This window comes from Bacillus sp. JJ783, assembly GCF_036963225.1.
Taxonomy (GTDB): Bacteria; Bacillota; Bacilli; order Bacillales; family Bacillaceae_G; genus Bacillus_A; species Bacillus_A cereus_U.
In genome coordinates this window covers 1-15438 of sequence record NZ_JBALMG010000136.1, presented here as the reverse complement: position 1 = coordinate 15438, position 15438 = coordinate 1, and the positions used below count along the sequence as shown (strand labels likewise).

Here is a 15438-nt window from a genome sequence, read left to right as displayed (position 1 = left end):
CATATTTTTAAATAGAATTTTTTGAAAATCAAAATTATCCACACATACCTCCTTTATTTATTCTATTACACAAATTTTTTTAGAAATTTACGATTTTTATATTTTATTATATTTGAATATTTTTATGTGAAAGAAAGTGAAAGCCATCAAAAAATAAGATGGCTTTTACTTGTTACTCTATCGTTTCAACTTCACGTGGATTCTTCATCTCTTCAACATACACAACTCTAAATCCATGATCTTCTAAATCCTTCAGCAATGTTTCTAATTCACTATCTTCAAACTCTTCTCCCAATGTAAACATAATTCTACGTACTAATAAAGCATCATTATCAAAAGTCATTAAGCTTTGAATACCAGTGTATTTCTTTAGCACTGTCGATAATTTTTGAATGGCCCCATTATAATCTTGTGTTCCAATCATGACAGAATATTTACTAGAATGGACTCCCCATGCATCTTCTAATAGTTCAAAAACTTTTTTATGAGTTAAAATACCAAGGAAGACCCCTTTTTCATCAACTACTGATAAATACGGTAGTTTTTTAATTGTAAAAAATACTTTAAAGAAGGAAGAGTCTTCTCTCACGTACCCATTTTTATCGTTCAATAATTGTAATACATTATCTTCAAGTGAACCTTTATATTCTAAAATATCTACTTTGTATACATTCCCTAAAAACTTCTCTTTTTTTTCATCTAAAACTGGTACACAACGATACCCCGTTTTATTTAAATGCTCCAGCGTTTCCCCTATCGTAATTGAACTTGAGCAAAACAAAACTTCCCTCTTTGGCACATAATTCCCTTTAATCCTCATAAAAAAGCCTCCTTATGCTAAAATACTTTCTGTGCCATAACTATATTATATTTTCAGAAAAAAATAAATATATTATTTTATTTTTCTGAAAATTATTCATTTTTCCGTCATAATTTATTCATTAATCCTACACTTGTTTAAAGTGAAACTTTAATAAGTGGGGATTTTTCCACCCCATTTATTATTAGCCTTCACCAATCGGGCTTTTATAGGCAGTTGATCTCCCGACCTAACTTCTACGCATTCGCCGAATTTTGAGGTGGAGTCTACTGCTCGTTAAAGCGGGATAATCTCAGTATAGTATATTCTCTCTAACTTACTTCGAGAAAAATGTGTTGTAACTTTATCCGAAAAAAGCTAAAATAAGAATAAGAATTTTCTGAATATTCAAAGAGTAGGTGATTGAATGTCCTTATTGCGCTCACATATATGTAAATTTATAGCCGGTGTTTTGATTATTTTTGTCATAAGTCCTCTTCCAGCATTATTCATTACACATAATTATTCCTACTTAACTGGATTTGTAAGTATTTCCCATAATCTAATGCGGTTTTCTTCCATTTCAATTCCAACAATTGATTGGATGCATGAACCTATCCTTTTCTCAGCAAATCAGCTTATACATACACAAAATATAATACATACCTCTAACCATTCGTCACCACTGTTCCCCTACATATGGGAAATATATTTTTTATCAATCGTTCGTTTCACATTCACTCTTGTAATCGGTTTCTTTATAAGTCTAGGGATTGGCCATCTATTTTTAAAAGCACCAAACTCATTAAAAAAGTGTAGTTCTTTATTTCGCTGGATACCGTATTCTTTTGGCACTGTGATATTACAATGTTTAGTCCTATTATCACTTCTCTACATCGCGAAATTCATAAAGTTTCCTTTCTTCTCCTCTTTTATCATCGTATGTAGCACTTCTATGATAATCGTTATGCAAGCAATTAAAAAATGGCTACCGTTCTTAAATACTACTAATGAATACGAAATAAAAAATTCATCTTTCCTTGTTGATACGTTATTTATTGCGCTTACTTCCAATCATAAATCTATTTTGAGTTCCATTATTCTTTCATTCGTTTTTATGGAATGTATTTTTCATACAAATGGACTATTACAATTTATCGTCCAATTTGGCAAAAATGCACCTATAGTTGTCACAATTGGTTTATTACTACTTTATATTCCATATAGCATCTTATCGTTTCTCCAAGCTTTATGGACAACAAACTACGCTAAACAGAACACGTATACTTTAACTAGAAGTATTTCGAAACCATAACATAGAATAACCGTCTACCTAAATTAAAAGTAGACGGTTATTCCTATTATATAGAGGACAAAATAACAGCAAATTAAAAAACTACTATTAAAACCTACCATTATTTACCCATTTTCTTTGACTAATCTTTTCATTTGGATTTATTATAAAAGTATAACATAATTGCAGGAGGTGACATCTTTATTCCAAAGTAGGAATAAAGAACACACTTGGACATATTAAATATTTTTCTCATCTTTATACTTATCCTTATTTCTGGTTTTTTCGTTGCTTCAGAATTCGCTGTCGTAAAAGTACGAAAAAGTCGAATTGACCAGCTTGCTAATGAAGGTAATAAACAAGCATTAGCTGCAAGAAGCGTCTTATCTAATTTAGATGTTTATTTATCTGCTTGTCAGCTCGGTATTACTATCACTTCTTTAGGACTTGGTTGGCTTGGTGAACCAACTGTAGAGCATTTATTACGACCACTATTTGAAAGAATCAATATTACTGGAACAATGGCTAACACGCTATCCTTTATTATTGCGTTTAGTGTGATTACTTTTTTCCATGTTGTATTAGGCGAGTTAGTTCCTAAGTCTTTCGCAATCCAAAAAGCTGAAGCAATCACATTAAAATTTGCAAAACCGCTTATTTTGTTTGATAAAATTATGTATCCATTCATTTGGTTACTGAATAGTTCAGCTGTATTTTTCACTAAATTATTAGGTTTAGAACCTGCAAAAGAAAATGAACTTGCTCATTCCGAAGAAGAACTACGACTCATTTTAGGTGAAAGCTATAAAAGCGGCGAAATTAATCAAACCGAATATAAATATGTAAATAATATTTTTGAATTTGATGATCGTGTTGCTAAAGAAATTATGGTACCTAGAACTGAAATGGTTTGTTTATCTACTGAAAATACGTTAGAAGAAAATATGAAAATCGTTGCAACTGAAAAGTATACACGTTATCCTATTATTGAAAAGGATAAAGATGATATTATCGGAATGATAAATACGAAAGAGATTTTTCATAATCAAACAAAAGGCATTTACAAACCACTTGATGCTTACATACATCCTGTTTTAACTGTATTTGAAACAGTTCCCATTCGTAAAACGTTAATACACCTCCAAAAGAACCGCGTACAAATGGCGATTGTTATGGATGAATACGGTGGAACTGCTGGCCTTTTAACGATGGAGGATATTCTTGAAGAAATTATCGGAGAAATTCAAGATGAATTTGACGCAGACGAATCACCAATGATTGAAAAGCGTACTCCTAAGCTTACTGTTTTAGATGGGAAAGTACTCATTTCTGAAGTAAATGATATGTTTGGCCTACATATCGATGAAAGTGATTTAGATACAATTGGTGGTTGGCTTCTCTCTCAATCAATTGATTTAAATATTGAGGCTGGCTATTCAGTTGAATATGATGGTTTTCAATTTAAAGTATTAGAACTTGATGGGCATCAAATTAAAAAGATCGCTGTACATAAATTAGATACTACAAAGGAGTTATAAAGTGACTGTTTTACTAACAATTTGTATCATTGCTTGTTTCATTGTTTCATTTCTTTCCTTTATTTACCCCATTATTCCTGGCATCCTTGCCGTATGGGCTGGCTATTTCATTTATCATTTTGGAATAAATGGCGGAGAGTTAACGACATCTTTTTGGATTATTCAAGTCATTTTTACACTCTTCATTTTCGTTGCTGACTTTATTGCAAATGGATACTTCCTAAAAAAATACGGAAGTACAAAATCGGGCGAACGTGTTGGTATGGTTTCTATCATTGTCGGATCTTTCTTCTTCCCACCATTCGGGCTTATTATCATACCGTTCTTATCTGTATTTATTACGGAACTAATGCATAAAAAGGCGCCAAAAGACGCCCTTTTAGTCGGAATTGCAACTGTAGTCGGTTTTTTAAGTAGTACAGTAGCCAAAGCCATTCTCCAAATCATTATGATTATCATCTTTGTATGCTATATCATTTTTTAGCCATCCCTATTTTGGGATGGTTTTTTAATATGAAATACCTACTCGGCTTTTCTCGTATAAGCTTTTATTACGTAAACTCCATGCAAAATGAGCTGTATCACCAACTGTGATTTTCGATCCATCTGTTGGCAACATATCTTTTTCAGTTCGATATACACCTGTTACATCACCATCTATTAAATGCGTCGGACAAACAACAGTCCAACATAAATTACTGTTATGTAGTGCTTTATAAGCAGCTAAGTGATCTTCCGCAGCTGTTGTTGTTTTTCTTTTCGATTCCTTTGATTGGAAACGATATATATTTGGATTTGTTCGCGCTTGTAAAATACCAGCAGTTCCTATTGTAACAATTTTCTTTATGCCCTCTTCTTCCATTTGCTTTATAATAATCGGTAAACTCTTCTCTAACGTCCCATTCCGATCAGTTCCAAGAGCACTAATTACAATATCACATCCTTTAATCGCTTCCTTTATATCATTTCCGTTTAACACATTTCCCTCTATAATATGCAACCTTTCATGCTCTATTTCTACTTTACTCAAATCACGAACTAATACCGTCACTTCATATGAATCATGTAATGCCAATTTCATAATGTGTGACCCTACTCTACCTGTCGCTCCTAATATACATACTTTCATTTACTTTCTCCTTTTCAATTCTTTCTCTCTATTTTTCCGCAAAACTTACAAATACGCAACAAAAAAGCTCCCTCATATATGTGAGGAAGCTCTATTATCCATTTATTTCTTTTCTTTTGAATCAGAAGATTTTTCTGTTCCGCTTGTTTCTTTATCTTTCTTTTCATCTTGCTGCGAAGTTGTGTCATCTTCTTTCTTTTTATCCTCACCTTTACTACAACCTACCATTAATAAAGAACTTGCAAGTGCCATAGCAGTTAATGACTTAACCCATTTGTTCATTTGCGTTTCCTCCCTTTGATAGAATATGTACAATCCCATATTACTCTTTATTTTTAAAGGTATGATTTAAAAATAGTAAAGATATTGTAAACTTTTGTAAATTTTCGGATAACATAACCAATCTTTAATCCCCCCTCTAATTAGACATAAAAAAACTAAGGCGCCTTTCATTCCACCTTAGCTTTTCACGCGAATTTTTCATTTTCATATACATGTTTAATCTTATATTCCTTCTTCACAACATATTGCCAAACATTATATGCGTAACGATTCATTTTCACAAAACAATTTTCCAGAAAAGAACGAAACTCCGGGTTCGCAACTTCTACTGCCACTTGAGCAAACTTTAATGCCAATCGTTTCAAATGTGTAATATAACAAATAGCAATCCCCATATCCCCTGTATATTCATTATCTGTTTCCCTATCTATTTCTGTAAATTCCGGCCACATTTGTTTACAAGTTATATGCTGTACATTTTCTCCTTCTTGAAAATTCACTTGTTCATTATATGCTTGTAACATATACGGCAAATGATGCTGTAAAATATCCTTTAATTCTTCATCTCGAACCTTGCCCGTGTACTCTCCAACTTTATATATAAGTGTGTAACTATATGTCATCAATTCTTTCATACAATCCATTAAAGCTCCTCCCTTCCTATTTTTCATCTATATACTATAAATATGATGCGATACCATTCGCTATTCTTGCTAGAAACCAATCCCAGCTACTAATTTTCTCAAAATCTTCTTCAGAAAATCGTTTTGATTTATGAAAGTCTTCTTTTAATCGACTCCATACGTCAGCAACGACTTTCTTGTCATATATGAAACAGTTAGATTCGTTATTTAAATAAAAGCTTCTATTATCAAAATTCGCTGTACCGATATCAACGATGTCCTCATCAATGATTGTTACTTTCCCATGAAAAAATCCATTTCGATATTGATAAATCTCCGCTCCAGCATCTAACATGTCTTTCAAATAAGGATAGGCAGCCTGTTTTAACAATACGGCATCACTTTTAAATGGAACGAGTATTTTCACATGAACACCACGATTTAATGCATCTTTCAGTCCTTTTACCATCTCTTTACTCGGTACAAAATATGGTGTAGCGATAATTAAGGAATGTTTTGCCTTCTTTAAAAGCGCTCCATACTCCTGCCATAAACCTTTCCCATTCGAAAATACATATTGATATTTTATATTTCCTTGTACAGGTAACTCTTGACGTATAGGGACCTTTTCTCCCGTATCTTCCTGCCAATCTTCCGCAAATTTCCGTTCCATATCAGTAGCTCCATTCCCTTCGATGCGTACATGATAATCACGCCACGGACCAAATTTAGGATCCTGCCCAAGATATTCCTTTCCGATATTGAAGCCACCAATGTACGAAACTTTCCCATCTATAGTAACAATGCGTCTATGATTACGTTGATGCAAAGAATAAAATAAGTTTTTTAATTTAAGTTTTTTACTAAATGTAAACTTCACGCCTTTTTCTTTTAATTGATTAATTATCTTTTTCTTAAGCTTATATCCGCCAATGCGGTCTACTGACAATTTTACATCTACTCCGCTAGATGCTTTTTTCTCTAATAATTGTAAGAATTCTTTACTTACCTCATCTTTACCTACAATATAAAAATGAATATACACATTCTTTTCTGCACGATTTATATTCTCAAATAAACTTCTATATAACTCATCACCGTTCGTATATAATTGAAAATCCCCTGATCGAATTTTTTCTAATCCATATCCACTAGCCATTTTCTTCCCCATTTCCACATCAACGTTCATCCATATGAATACACCTATCAAACAAATTATTACAATTAAAAAGTGCTTCATGGATACGTTCCTTTCTCTAACTACTGTTATTCCTATATCTTTCCTTTTTTTAAACATTATCATACAAAAAAATATGTCATTGCATGATATACGTCCATATCAAACAAGAGCTCATCTGCATATTGTATGTTGTATCTTAAAATAAAAGGAGGAAATAACAATGGGCTTCGCACATGGTAATGGATTTGCGCTACTAGTCGTATTATTTATCCTCTTAATTATCGTCGGTGCTGCTTGCTTCTGCTAAGCAGTTATTGTAATACGATATGGGGATGAAAAAACTATAAAAGCGGACACCTATTTTTAGGTGTCCGCTTTTCATTTCATAAAACCCCCTAGCCCATTACAAAAATAGTACCACTAGGAAAGTACTTTACATCAAAAAGTTAGCAGTGTAGCTACCTTCTTACTCTCCGCCTTACGAATATGACGCTGTTCTGCACGTAACACAGCAATTCGATGCAATTCTTTCTCCTCTTCTGTCTCAGGGATAACACGAGGTACAGGGACTGGATTATTCTCCTTGCTAAGCGCAACAAAAGTAACGAATGAAGTTGCTGCTACACGTTTTTCACCTGAAATTAAATCTTCTGCTACTACTTTCACAAATATCTCCATAGAAGTTCTTCCCGTCCAAATTACGAAAGATTCATAACTAACACAATCTGAAGAACGTACTGGGTATAAGAAATCTACCCAATCCATAGACGCTGTGACACATTCCATTCTCGAGTGTCTCGTTGCTGAAATTGAAGCAACCATATCCATCTCCGCCAATATCTTTCCACCAAATAGCGTGTTATGATCATTTAAATCCGTTGGAAATACTCGACTTGTTTTAAAAACTCTTGATTCATTAGCTGTTTTACCCTTTACTTCAGTCATTGTTATCACCCCTTTAATTATATATCTCTAATATCCAAACATTTACTACATCTCATGAACTACACGTTTAATATTAACAATTTTTAGAACTTTTAGTCCACAAAAAAGAACCGATTTTATCAATCGGCTCCTCTAAATACATATTGTTCTTTCGGCTGTTCAACTTTATTCCATTTCGTTACTTCTAACACTGGAATATTTGCATGGAATGGCTGATAAAATTCAGTTGAAATTTCTCCTTCCACCTGAATCCAATCATCATTTTTCCACTCTACACCTTCTGGTTTTTTAACTAACATACCATATACACCCGAATCCGCAACACAATGTATAATACCGAAACGGAATAAGAAATATTGTTCCTTTTTAGAAGAATCATCTCGGAAAACAAATCCTTTATAAGACAGGGTTTTACCAGTAAATTCACCAGGATAATTATAAATTGTCTCCATACCCTTTAAGAAATCTTCATCTTTTAAAGTGATATTGTCTTTCGTAACAAACTCTTTCTTCCCTTTTTCCATTACACCACGATATCCTTCTTTCCCGTAATAAATACTCGTATCCGGTCTTAAGAATTGTCTTGTCATAAATGGATCTTTACTTTCCGCTTGTGCAACAGGAAAGTGAAACCCCTTCGCCTTAACAATGTCCGAATCTAATGTTGCAATTGGGAAAAATAATCCTGAAATAATCGGAAAACAGAACAGAGTATAAGAAAACGTTCGTTTCCACCATGTATTTTCATCTTTCGAATGATCATGCCCACAATGGCTATGATCACAACTGCAATCATGTTTCTCTTTTTCCTTTTGATGCTCTTTCTGGAAAACGATAATAATTTGTATAATCGTTAAGAAACCTAAAATAATAGCTGCAGTTTTTGATAAATAGGCATACTTCATATTTATATACTTCGTAATGTTACCGGAAATATGAAGCTGACCAATTAAAATTGTGAAACCTAGTAATATATATGCTCGAAACATAACCTACCACCCCATCGCATAAATGAGTAGTGAGCTTGCATAAACAACAAGTGTAACTGTAACCGTCACAACAATTACAAATTTTGTTTTAAATGTCGCAAGCATCATAAACATATTTTTAATATCCACCATCGGTCCATATACGAGGAACGCGACTAGTGACGCTGTTGAAAATGTACTTTGGAACGAAGAAGCAATAAATGCATCTGCCTCTGAACAAAGTGATAAAATAAAAGCAAGTCCCATCATTACAGCTGATGAAGAAAACGGACCTTGTCCAATAGCAAGCAATGTTGAAGTTTGTACAAACGTTTGAACTGCAGCAGCAATTAACGCTCCTAACACTAAGTATTTTCCCATTGAGAAGAATTCCTCAACAGCATGTGTACATACATCCCACATTTTTTTACGTAACGGACGCTTATGATTCACTTCTGGGAAGTGATCATCTCTTAATTGATGTTCTTTAAACATAAATGATAATATAATTCCAACGATAATTGCTACGATAATCGCCACAATAGAACGATACCATACCATGTGCATACTACTTCCAAAAGCAACATATGTTGCAAATAATACAACTGGATTAATAATCGGTCCAGTTAACATAAATGCAATTCCTGCATAGGGTGGAACCCCTTTTCCGATTAATCGTCTTACAATCGGAACAATTCCACATTCACACCCAGGAAACATCATACCTAAAAAAGTAGCTAATAAAACAGACAGAAATCGGTTTTTAGGCATCCATTTTGCCACCATATCTTCTGTCACAAACATTTGAATGAATCCAGAAATAAATACACCAATTAGCACAAAAGGAAGTGCTTCGATTAATATTGAGATAAAGATTGTATTCATTTGCAGGAATGCTTTCGGTAATTGAAACAATTCCATGATGTATTTCCTCCAACTTTTCATTAACAATATGTAATTTTAACTCCATTTTATTATTTGAACAAGAGTTATATGGAATTCATAACCTTCATACAAATTACATTTCACAAGTTATATTCTGTTCCAAAATTGAGATTTTATAGCAAAAAAAGCTGCTCTAGCGCAGTTTTATAACTATGCTAGAGCAGCTTTCTTATCATTAAAAGTAACGTTTCTTCCAAAAAACAAATGCTAAAGTGAAAGATAATGTTACACATATTATAAGTACAATTACAAAACCATATGCTTCCCCTTCAAATGGAACCTTTACATTCATTCCAAAGAAACTAGAAACCATCGTTGGTAATGATAAAATGATTGTAATAGAAGTCAACAGTTTCATAACACTATTTAAATTGTTAGAAATAACCGAACTAAATGTATTCATCATTCCACTTAAGATGTGACTATATATTTCCGCCATTTCAATAGCCTGCTTATTCTCAATTAATACATCTTCTAGTAAATCTTGATCGTCTTCATACATTTTCAAAAATGTACTGTTTCGCATTAATTTTTGAATTACAATTTTATTTGCCTTTAATGATGTTGTAAAATAAACTAAACTTTTTTCAAGGCCGAGCAATGTGAAAATTTCTTTATTTTTCATCGACTTATTTAATTGGTGCTCTAAATCGATTGTTTTTCGATTAATTTGCTTTAAGTACCTTAAATAATAAGTAGAAATTGTATATAAGAGCTGAAGTGCGAAGCGCGTCTTTTTAAACGTATAAAATTCTTTAATACGTTGATTAATAAAGCGTTCAAAAATTGGATTTTCTTCTAAGCAAATAGTAACAAAACAATCTGGCATTACAATCATACCTATTGGAATCGTGTCATAAATTGAATTTCCTTCTTCATCATGTCTGACTGTCGGAATATCCACGATAATTAAAGTATTATTGTCTTCCTTTTCAATACGAGAGCGTTCTTCATCATCCAAAGGGTCTTTAATGAAATCTAAGTCTACATTTAAAGTTTGTACTAGATACTGAATTTCTTCTTCTGTTGGATGAAGTACATTAATCCAGCAGCCCTTTTGCATTTCCTCAATCTCTTGTAGTTTTCCGTTTCGGTCTGTTAAATAAATATTTAACATACTATCACCCCGATTCTTTTTACATGTGGGAATCTACCTCACTTAAACAACAGTTTTTGAACCGCTATTTTCAGCATATGAAACAAACGATTAAATTTCAATAGAAAAATTATTTTGAAAACGTTTTTTTAAGAAAAATCTTGTAAACATAGAAAAAGACAGAGTGTTCTCTGCCTTTAAAAAAGCTTATGTTGCCTTTATAACATATTTAGAAAGCATCCACAAGTTAAAGCCGACTGAAATCGTATAGCCAGCGTATGTTGAAATGATAAAACTTACATAATCAAAATACGGTAGCAATACAATATTTAAAACTATCTTCACAGTTATTCCGATTACTAATCCTAGCACTGTTTTCTGTTGTTGATTAATTCCTTGTAACATGGCAGCGGTTACTGTAAATAGTGAGAATAGTATACAAGCAGGAGCATAATACTGCAAAATAATACTGCCCATCTCTGGATCATTTCCCGCACCAAATAAAAGAGTATACACTGGTTTTGCTAAAACCATCATTCCAATCGCCGCCGGTACGGTAATTCCTACCACTAATAAATTTGTCCTTGTAAAGTGCTTATACAGTAGCTTCTCATTTCCCGCTGTATAAGCTTTCGTCATTTCAGGTACAAGGGACATACTAAAAGCCGTTGCAACAGAAACCGGGATAAGTACAACCATCTGAACAAGACCAATTATCGCATTAATCTTTTCAGCTTCTCCTTGCATATATCCTATTTGTATAAGTAGTTTATTAATTGTAAATGTATCAATTGTCTGATACAACGGAATTGCTAAACCAACCACAACAAACGGTATTGAATATGTAAAGAGCTCCTTATATAACGAGAAAAAAGATTTTGCTGTTTGTGGTATACTTGCCATCTCTTTTTTCTTTAAGTGCCTTCTCCTCTTTACATAATACGCACTTAAAACCGTTAATCCACCTATAGCTCCCATAAATGCACCAAACGTTGAAATACCGACCGCTAGCGAAATAGACTCTTTTAAAACATATAAAACGACAAAACTTCCTATTAAAATGGTTAAGACCCGAAAAAATTGCTCTACAACTACACTTAGTGCAGAAGGTCCCATCGATTGAAATCCTTGAAAGAAGCCCCTTAATAAACTCATTACTGGTACAAGTATTAGCGCAAAACTTACAATTTGAATGTTATTAGTGACCTCCGTTATACTATTCCCGGTTTGATCATTTCCATCAATTACAAGTTTAGCTAAATGTGGAGCTAATATATATAGTGTAAAACATGAAATAACTCCCATTATAAACATAAAAACGATACCACTCTTTAATACTCTTTTAACCGTATGATAATCATTGAGTTGATCATATTTTGATACCATTTTCGAAACGGCAAGTGGCAATCCCATCGTTGCAATACTAAGCATAATTGTATAAGGACGGTATGCATACGTATATAATACGTACCCACTCGTACCTACCATTGCTGTAAATGGTATAACATATATGAACCCTAACATTTTAGATATCATCGTTGCCATCGTTAAAAATATCGTTCCACGTAAAAACGGTGATCCTTTCATCACATTCCCCCGCTACGCTTTATTATTACACATTATGGACAACTCCTTTTTTTTAGAACCAAAACAATTAAAAAAAGCCAATGAAAAATCATTGACTTTAATGCGTTGTTTTTCTCTTTTTCAAAAGCTTTAAACCGAAGTAAAGAGCAATAAAGAAAACCGCACCTATAATTATGTAATGTGTGTAATCAGATGCATACTCTTTAATATGTCGCCAATTTCCACCAAGCTTTTCTCCTAAGTATATAAAAAGAATTGACCATGGAATAATCGCTACTACTGTATACAGTGTAAAGAGCTTTAACGGCATCTTAGCTAGTCCTGCAGGAATAGAGATAGCATGACGTACAACAGGAATAAAGCGTGCAGAGAATATTACACCCGCCCCGTATCTTTTAAACCAATTTTCTGCAATATCTAGATGATGCTTATTAATAAGCAGATATTTCCCGTATTTTTCAACAACCGGACGCCCTCCGTAGTATCCAAGCCAGTATAAAAAGATTTGCGCTAAAGTACCACCGATTGTTCCGGCAATAACAGCTCCGACAAAACTAATTTTCCCTTCTGCCACTAAAAATCCAGCATACGAAAGTACAATCTCACTTGGGATAATTTCAATCATTAAACCTAGCGCTACTCCGAAGTATCCTAGACTTGCAAAGAATTGTAATAACTGATCTATTATATTCGCTAACATATTCTTTTCTATCTCCTTTTTTCTTCACATACCATTCCATTATCACATAAAGATTGCCATCTGCCAATATAATCATGTGAATCTCTTCACCTAACTCATAGACTTTAAAGAGGACTACACTATACTCTTTTTTGTTACAAGAACATGTACAACCCTTCATCAATATACCCTAAAAAGATACTTGATTCATTTAATTAATCAAGTATCTTTTCCTTATTTCGATCCTTCATAAACGCAAACATTTCTTTAATCTGCCATTCTGTATTTCTAGCGATTGATAAATCAGGTATTTCATTTTCACTAAAAAAATCTATATCCTCTGTTTCAATACTTAGTTTCTTTTCTCCACCAACAATCTCGCAACCTATAAAAACCTTATATATATGGGTTGCTGATGGAGATGGTTGATGTTTTTCTTTATCGAATATTGCTAGTAGCCTAAAATGATCTACTTTATAACCTGTCTCTTCTAATACTTCTTTTACTGCGACTTCTGTTGGCGTATAACCAATATCGGCCCATCCACCTGGCAATGCCCATTTTCCATCACTTTTTTCTTTCACAAATAATAATTTTTCATTCTGAAAAATAACTGCCCGTATATCAACTTTAGGTGTTTGATAGCCTGTCTCACTTGCAAATAAATTCTCTACTACTTCCCAATCTGTTTTTGTGTAATGTGACATCATCGCAATTGAAATGTCTCGTAATTGTTGGAAACGCTCTAGATCATACACATCTTTGGAGTACGTTAAACCTGCTTGTGCTATTGATTGTATTTGTTTTACCCAATCAATCCATTTAACCGTCATATCTACACAACTCCATTCTTAATCAACTTCATTCTACTAAATATTATTTCGCTTTTTTATTTCTCCATCTTTAGTATACAAAAAAAGAGATTGATAATGTTTCAATCTCCTTCAAAATCATCCCAATTCATGAAGATGTTCTTGTATATAGTTGCTTCTTTTATTTATATATTGAAAAATCATCTCAGCCTCTTGATTAAAAACTTCTATTTTCTCTTTCATATATGGATCCTGAAGTAAATATGGACGAATGGATTCGCACATGCCTTCTACTTTTGGTTTTATAAAGGATTCTGTAAATTGTAATTCTAAAATTTCTTCTAATATATTTCGATATTGCTTTCTAAAAACAGGTATATCTAACAAACTTGCACTTAACGTATTATATCCTTTAATGCGAATGTACTCATGATTAAGCGGTCTCCCTTGTACATCACGCCCCCAAGTCGCATCGTAATCCCACGGGATGACCTCAAATAAATTTGTTTCATCGTTATGATACAGTGCATAGTTATGAACAAAACCATCAAAGTTTTGAGTCAAAATAACGCCAGCTAACCAGCGTAAATATTTATCAACATGAAGGTATTTCCCAATTTCTTTTTCATAATCATCCCTCGATAGTGTATTTGCTTGAAAAACGAATTCACTCAGTTGCTCTTCACTATTTTTATTCGAACATTTAAATTCATACCCTGCAAAAAGCTCAGTTTTAACATCTTTATCTCTCTCACTCATTAAAGAAAAATTCGCGTCATCATCTATCGCATAATAAATAGAACCACTCGGCAACCCTCTACTTTTCAAAAAGTTTTCATCAACCGATTCTAACTGTAAATATACGCCTTGGATTTGACCATTTATTTTTATAAATACGTGCTGTGACTTCGGTGAAAGTACCCCAATATCATTAAAAAAGTCTAGTGATAATTTGTTACGAATAAGAGATGGATCCATAAATTCAGAGTTTAAATGAAATTCCTTCACCCCTTGAAATTTTTTTGGCTTATAAAACTTAACATGATAAGATTTTTTCTCAAATTCACGAATATGAGCACCACGGTAGACAATATCAATGTCATACTTCTTTTTTCCATAAGTTAATTTTGCTGGCACTGGACTATCTGACCAAATGTCTTTTTTCAATTCCACTAAGTACATTGGATGAACAAAAAAATCATATGAAGGCAGCATGTTTTCTCATCCCTTCTCAGTTCTCTTCATTCAATGTATGCACCACGCCTTGTCCATACATCCGCTATCATCCATTTATATAAAATTACACTCTTGTCCTGTTCAGAAAGAAACCGTATCTCATATCATGTTAAGGAAAAAGAATACCTTTTCAATTTAATACACGATAAGGAGGATTTCTATGAAACGTGATATTAGAAAAGCTGTTGAAGAAATCAAAAGTGCAGGGATGGAGGATTTCTTATATCAAGATCCAAGTAATTTTGAGTGCGATGATGATAAATTCTCTCATCATCGATGTACAACAGGGCGTAAATGTACAACAGGGCGTAAATGTACAACAGGG

The 15438-nt window shown here is 33.2% G+C and carries 17 protein-coding genes and 1 pseudogene; 5 read left to right on the top strand and 13 right to left on the bottom strand.

What is annotated here, in order from left to right; translation table 11 throughout:
* Positions 1–172 precede the first annotated feature (172 nt).
* On the bottom strand, positions 173–820 hold the full coding sequence (cbpA, locus tag V7038_RS24205) for a cyclic di-AMP binding protein CbpA (RefSeq protein WP_002200760.1): 648 nt from the start codon (positions 818–820) through the stop codon (positions 173–175).
* A gap of 406 nt (positions 821–1226) precedes the next feature.
* Between cbpA and V7038_RS24200 the strand changes: the two genes are divergently transcribed.
* The 3 genes from V7038_RS24200 to V7038_RS24190 all read left to right on the top strand — a co-directional run bounded on the left by V7038_RS24200 (position 1227) and on the right by V7038_RS24190 (position 4115).
* A complete protein-coding gene (locus V7038_RS24200; RefSeq protein ID WP_199661736.1) occupies positions 1227–2114 on the top strand; it encodes a hypothetical protein in 888 nt (295 codons plus the stop codon).
* Positions 2115–2323: 209 nt separating this feature from the next.
* Positions 2324–3631, top strand: coding sequence for a hemolysin family protein (locus tag V7038_RS24195; protein WP_335695756.1), 1308 nt, complete (start codon positions 2324–2326; stop codon positions 3629–3631).
* A gap of 1 nt (position 3632) precedes the next feature.
* Positions 3633–4115, top strand: a complete 483-nt coding sequence (locus V7038_RS24190) for a DUF456 domain-containing protein (RefSeq protein ID WP_335695755.1) — start codon at positions 3633–3635, stop codon at positions 4113–4115.
* Between the two features lie 24 nt (positions 4116–4139).
* Here the strand turns inward: V7038_RS24190 and V7038_RS24185 are convergent, their stop codons facing one another.
* The 4 genes from V7038_RS24185 to cls all read right to left on the bottom strand — a co-directional run bounded on the left by V7038_RS24185 (position 4140) and on the right by cls (position 6905).
* Complete coding sequence (locus V7038_RS24185) at positions 4140–4760, bottom strand: NAD(P)-dependent oxidoreductase (protein ID WP_002202271.1); 621 nt, start codon at positions 4758–4760, stop codon at positions 4140–4142.
* A gap of 102 nt (positions 4761–4862) precedes the next feature.
* Entirely contained in the window at positions 4863–5042 is a 180-nt protein-coding gene (locus V7038_RS24180; protein ID WP_001045959.1) for a hypothetical protein, read from the bottom strand.
* A 185-nt stretch (positions 5043–5227) separates the two neighbouring features.
* Complete coding sequence (locus V7038_RS24175) at positions 5228–5686, bottom strand: spore coat protein (RefSeq protein ID WP_199661739.1); 459 nt, start codon at positions 5684–5686, stop codon at positions 5228–5230.
* Between the two features lie 34 nt (positions 5687–5720).
* Entirely contained in the window at positions 5721–6905 is a 1185-nt protein-coding gene (cls, locus tag V7038_RS24170; RefSeq protein WP_199661740.1) for a cardiolipin synthase, read from the bottom strand.
* Between the two features lie 160 nt (positions 6906–7065).
* Between cls and V7038_RS24165 the strand changes: the two genes are divergently transcribed.
* On the top strand, positions 7066–7152 hold the full coding sequence (locus V7038_RS24165) for a YjcZ family sporulation protein (RefSeq protein WP_000505094.1): 87 nt from the start codon (positions 7066–7068) through the stop codon (positions 7150–7152).
* Positions 7153–7283: 131 nt separating this feature from the next.
* Here the strand turns inward: V7038_RS24165 and V7038_RS24160 are convergent, their stop codons facing one another.
* From V7038_RS24160 to cotH, 8 genes are all read right to left on the bottom strand, one after another.
* Positions 7284–7790, bottom strand: a complete 507-nt coding sequence (locus V7038_RS24160) for an acyl-CoA thioesterase (protein ID WP_002200764.1) — start codon at positions 7788–7790, stop codon at positions 7284–7286.
* Between the two features lie 119 nt (positions 7791–7909).
* Positions 7910–8779 (bottom strand): TIGR03943 family putative permease subunit, encoded by an 870-nt coding sequence (locus tag V7038_RS24155; RefSeq protein WP_002200765.1) that lies wholly within the window; start codon positions 8777–8779, stop codon positions 7910–7912.
* A 3-nt stretch (positions 8780–8782) separates the two neighbouring features.
* Complete coding sequence (locus V7038_RS24150; RefSeq protein WP_002118586.1) at positions 8783–9679, bottom strand: permease; 897 nt, start codon at positions 9677–9679, stop codon at positions 8783–8785.
* Positions 9680–9878: 199 nt separating this feature from the next.
* The gene (locus V7038_RS24145) at positions 9879–10820 is read right to left on the bottom strand and encodes a magnesium transporter CorA family protein (protein WP_002148556.1); all 942 of its coding nucleotides are present in this window, start codon (positions 10818–10820) and stop codon (positions 9879–9881) included.
* 186 nt (positions 10821–11006) lie between these two features.
* On the bottom strand, positions 11007–12386 hold the full coding sequence (locus tag V7038_RS24140) for a putative polysaccharide biosynthesis protein (protein ID WP_335695754.1): 1380 nt from the start codon (positions 12384–12386) through the stop codon (positions 11007–11009).
* A gap of 97 nt (positions 12387–12483) precedes the next feature.
* The gene (locus V7038_RS24135) at positions 12484–13086 is read right to left on the bottom strand and encodes a DedA family protein (protein ID WP_000880692.1); all 603 of its coding nucleotides are present in this window, start codon (positions 13084–13086) and stop codon (positions 12484–12486) included.
* Between the two features lie 194 nt (positions 13087–13280).
* A complete protein-coding gene (locus V7038_RS24130; protein ID WP_002200768.1) occupies positions 13281–13898 on the bottom strand; it encodes an NUDIX hydrolase N-terminal domain-containing protein in 618 nt (205 codons plus the stop codon).
* Between the two features lie 117 nt (positions 13899–14015).
* Complete coding sequence (gene cotH, locus V7038_RS24125; protein ID WP_199661742.1) at positions 14016–15092, bottom strand: spore coat protein CotH; 1077 nt, start codon at positions 15090–15092, stop codon at positions 14016–14018.
* 181 nt (positions 15093–15273) lie between these two features.
* Between cotH and exsB the strand changes: the two are divergent.
* Positions 15274–15438: pseudogene (gene exsB / locus V7038_RS24120) on the top strand (exosporium protein ExsB); the annotation flags it as partial.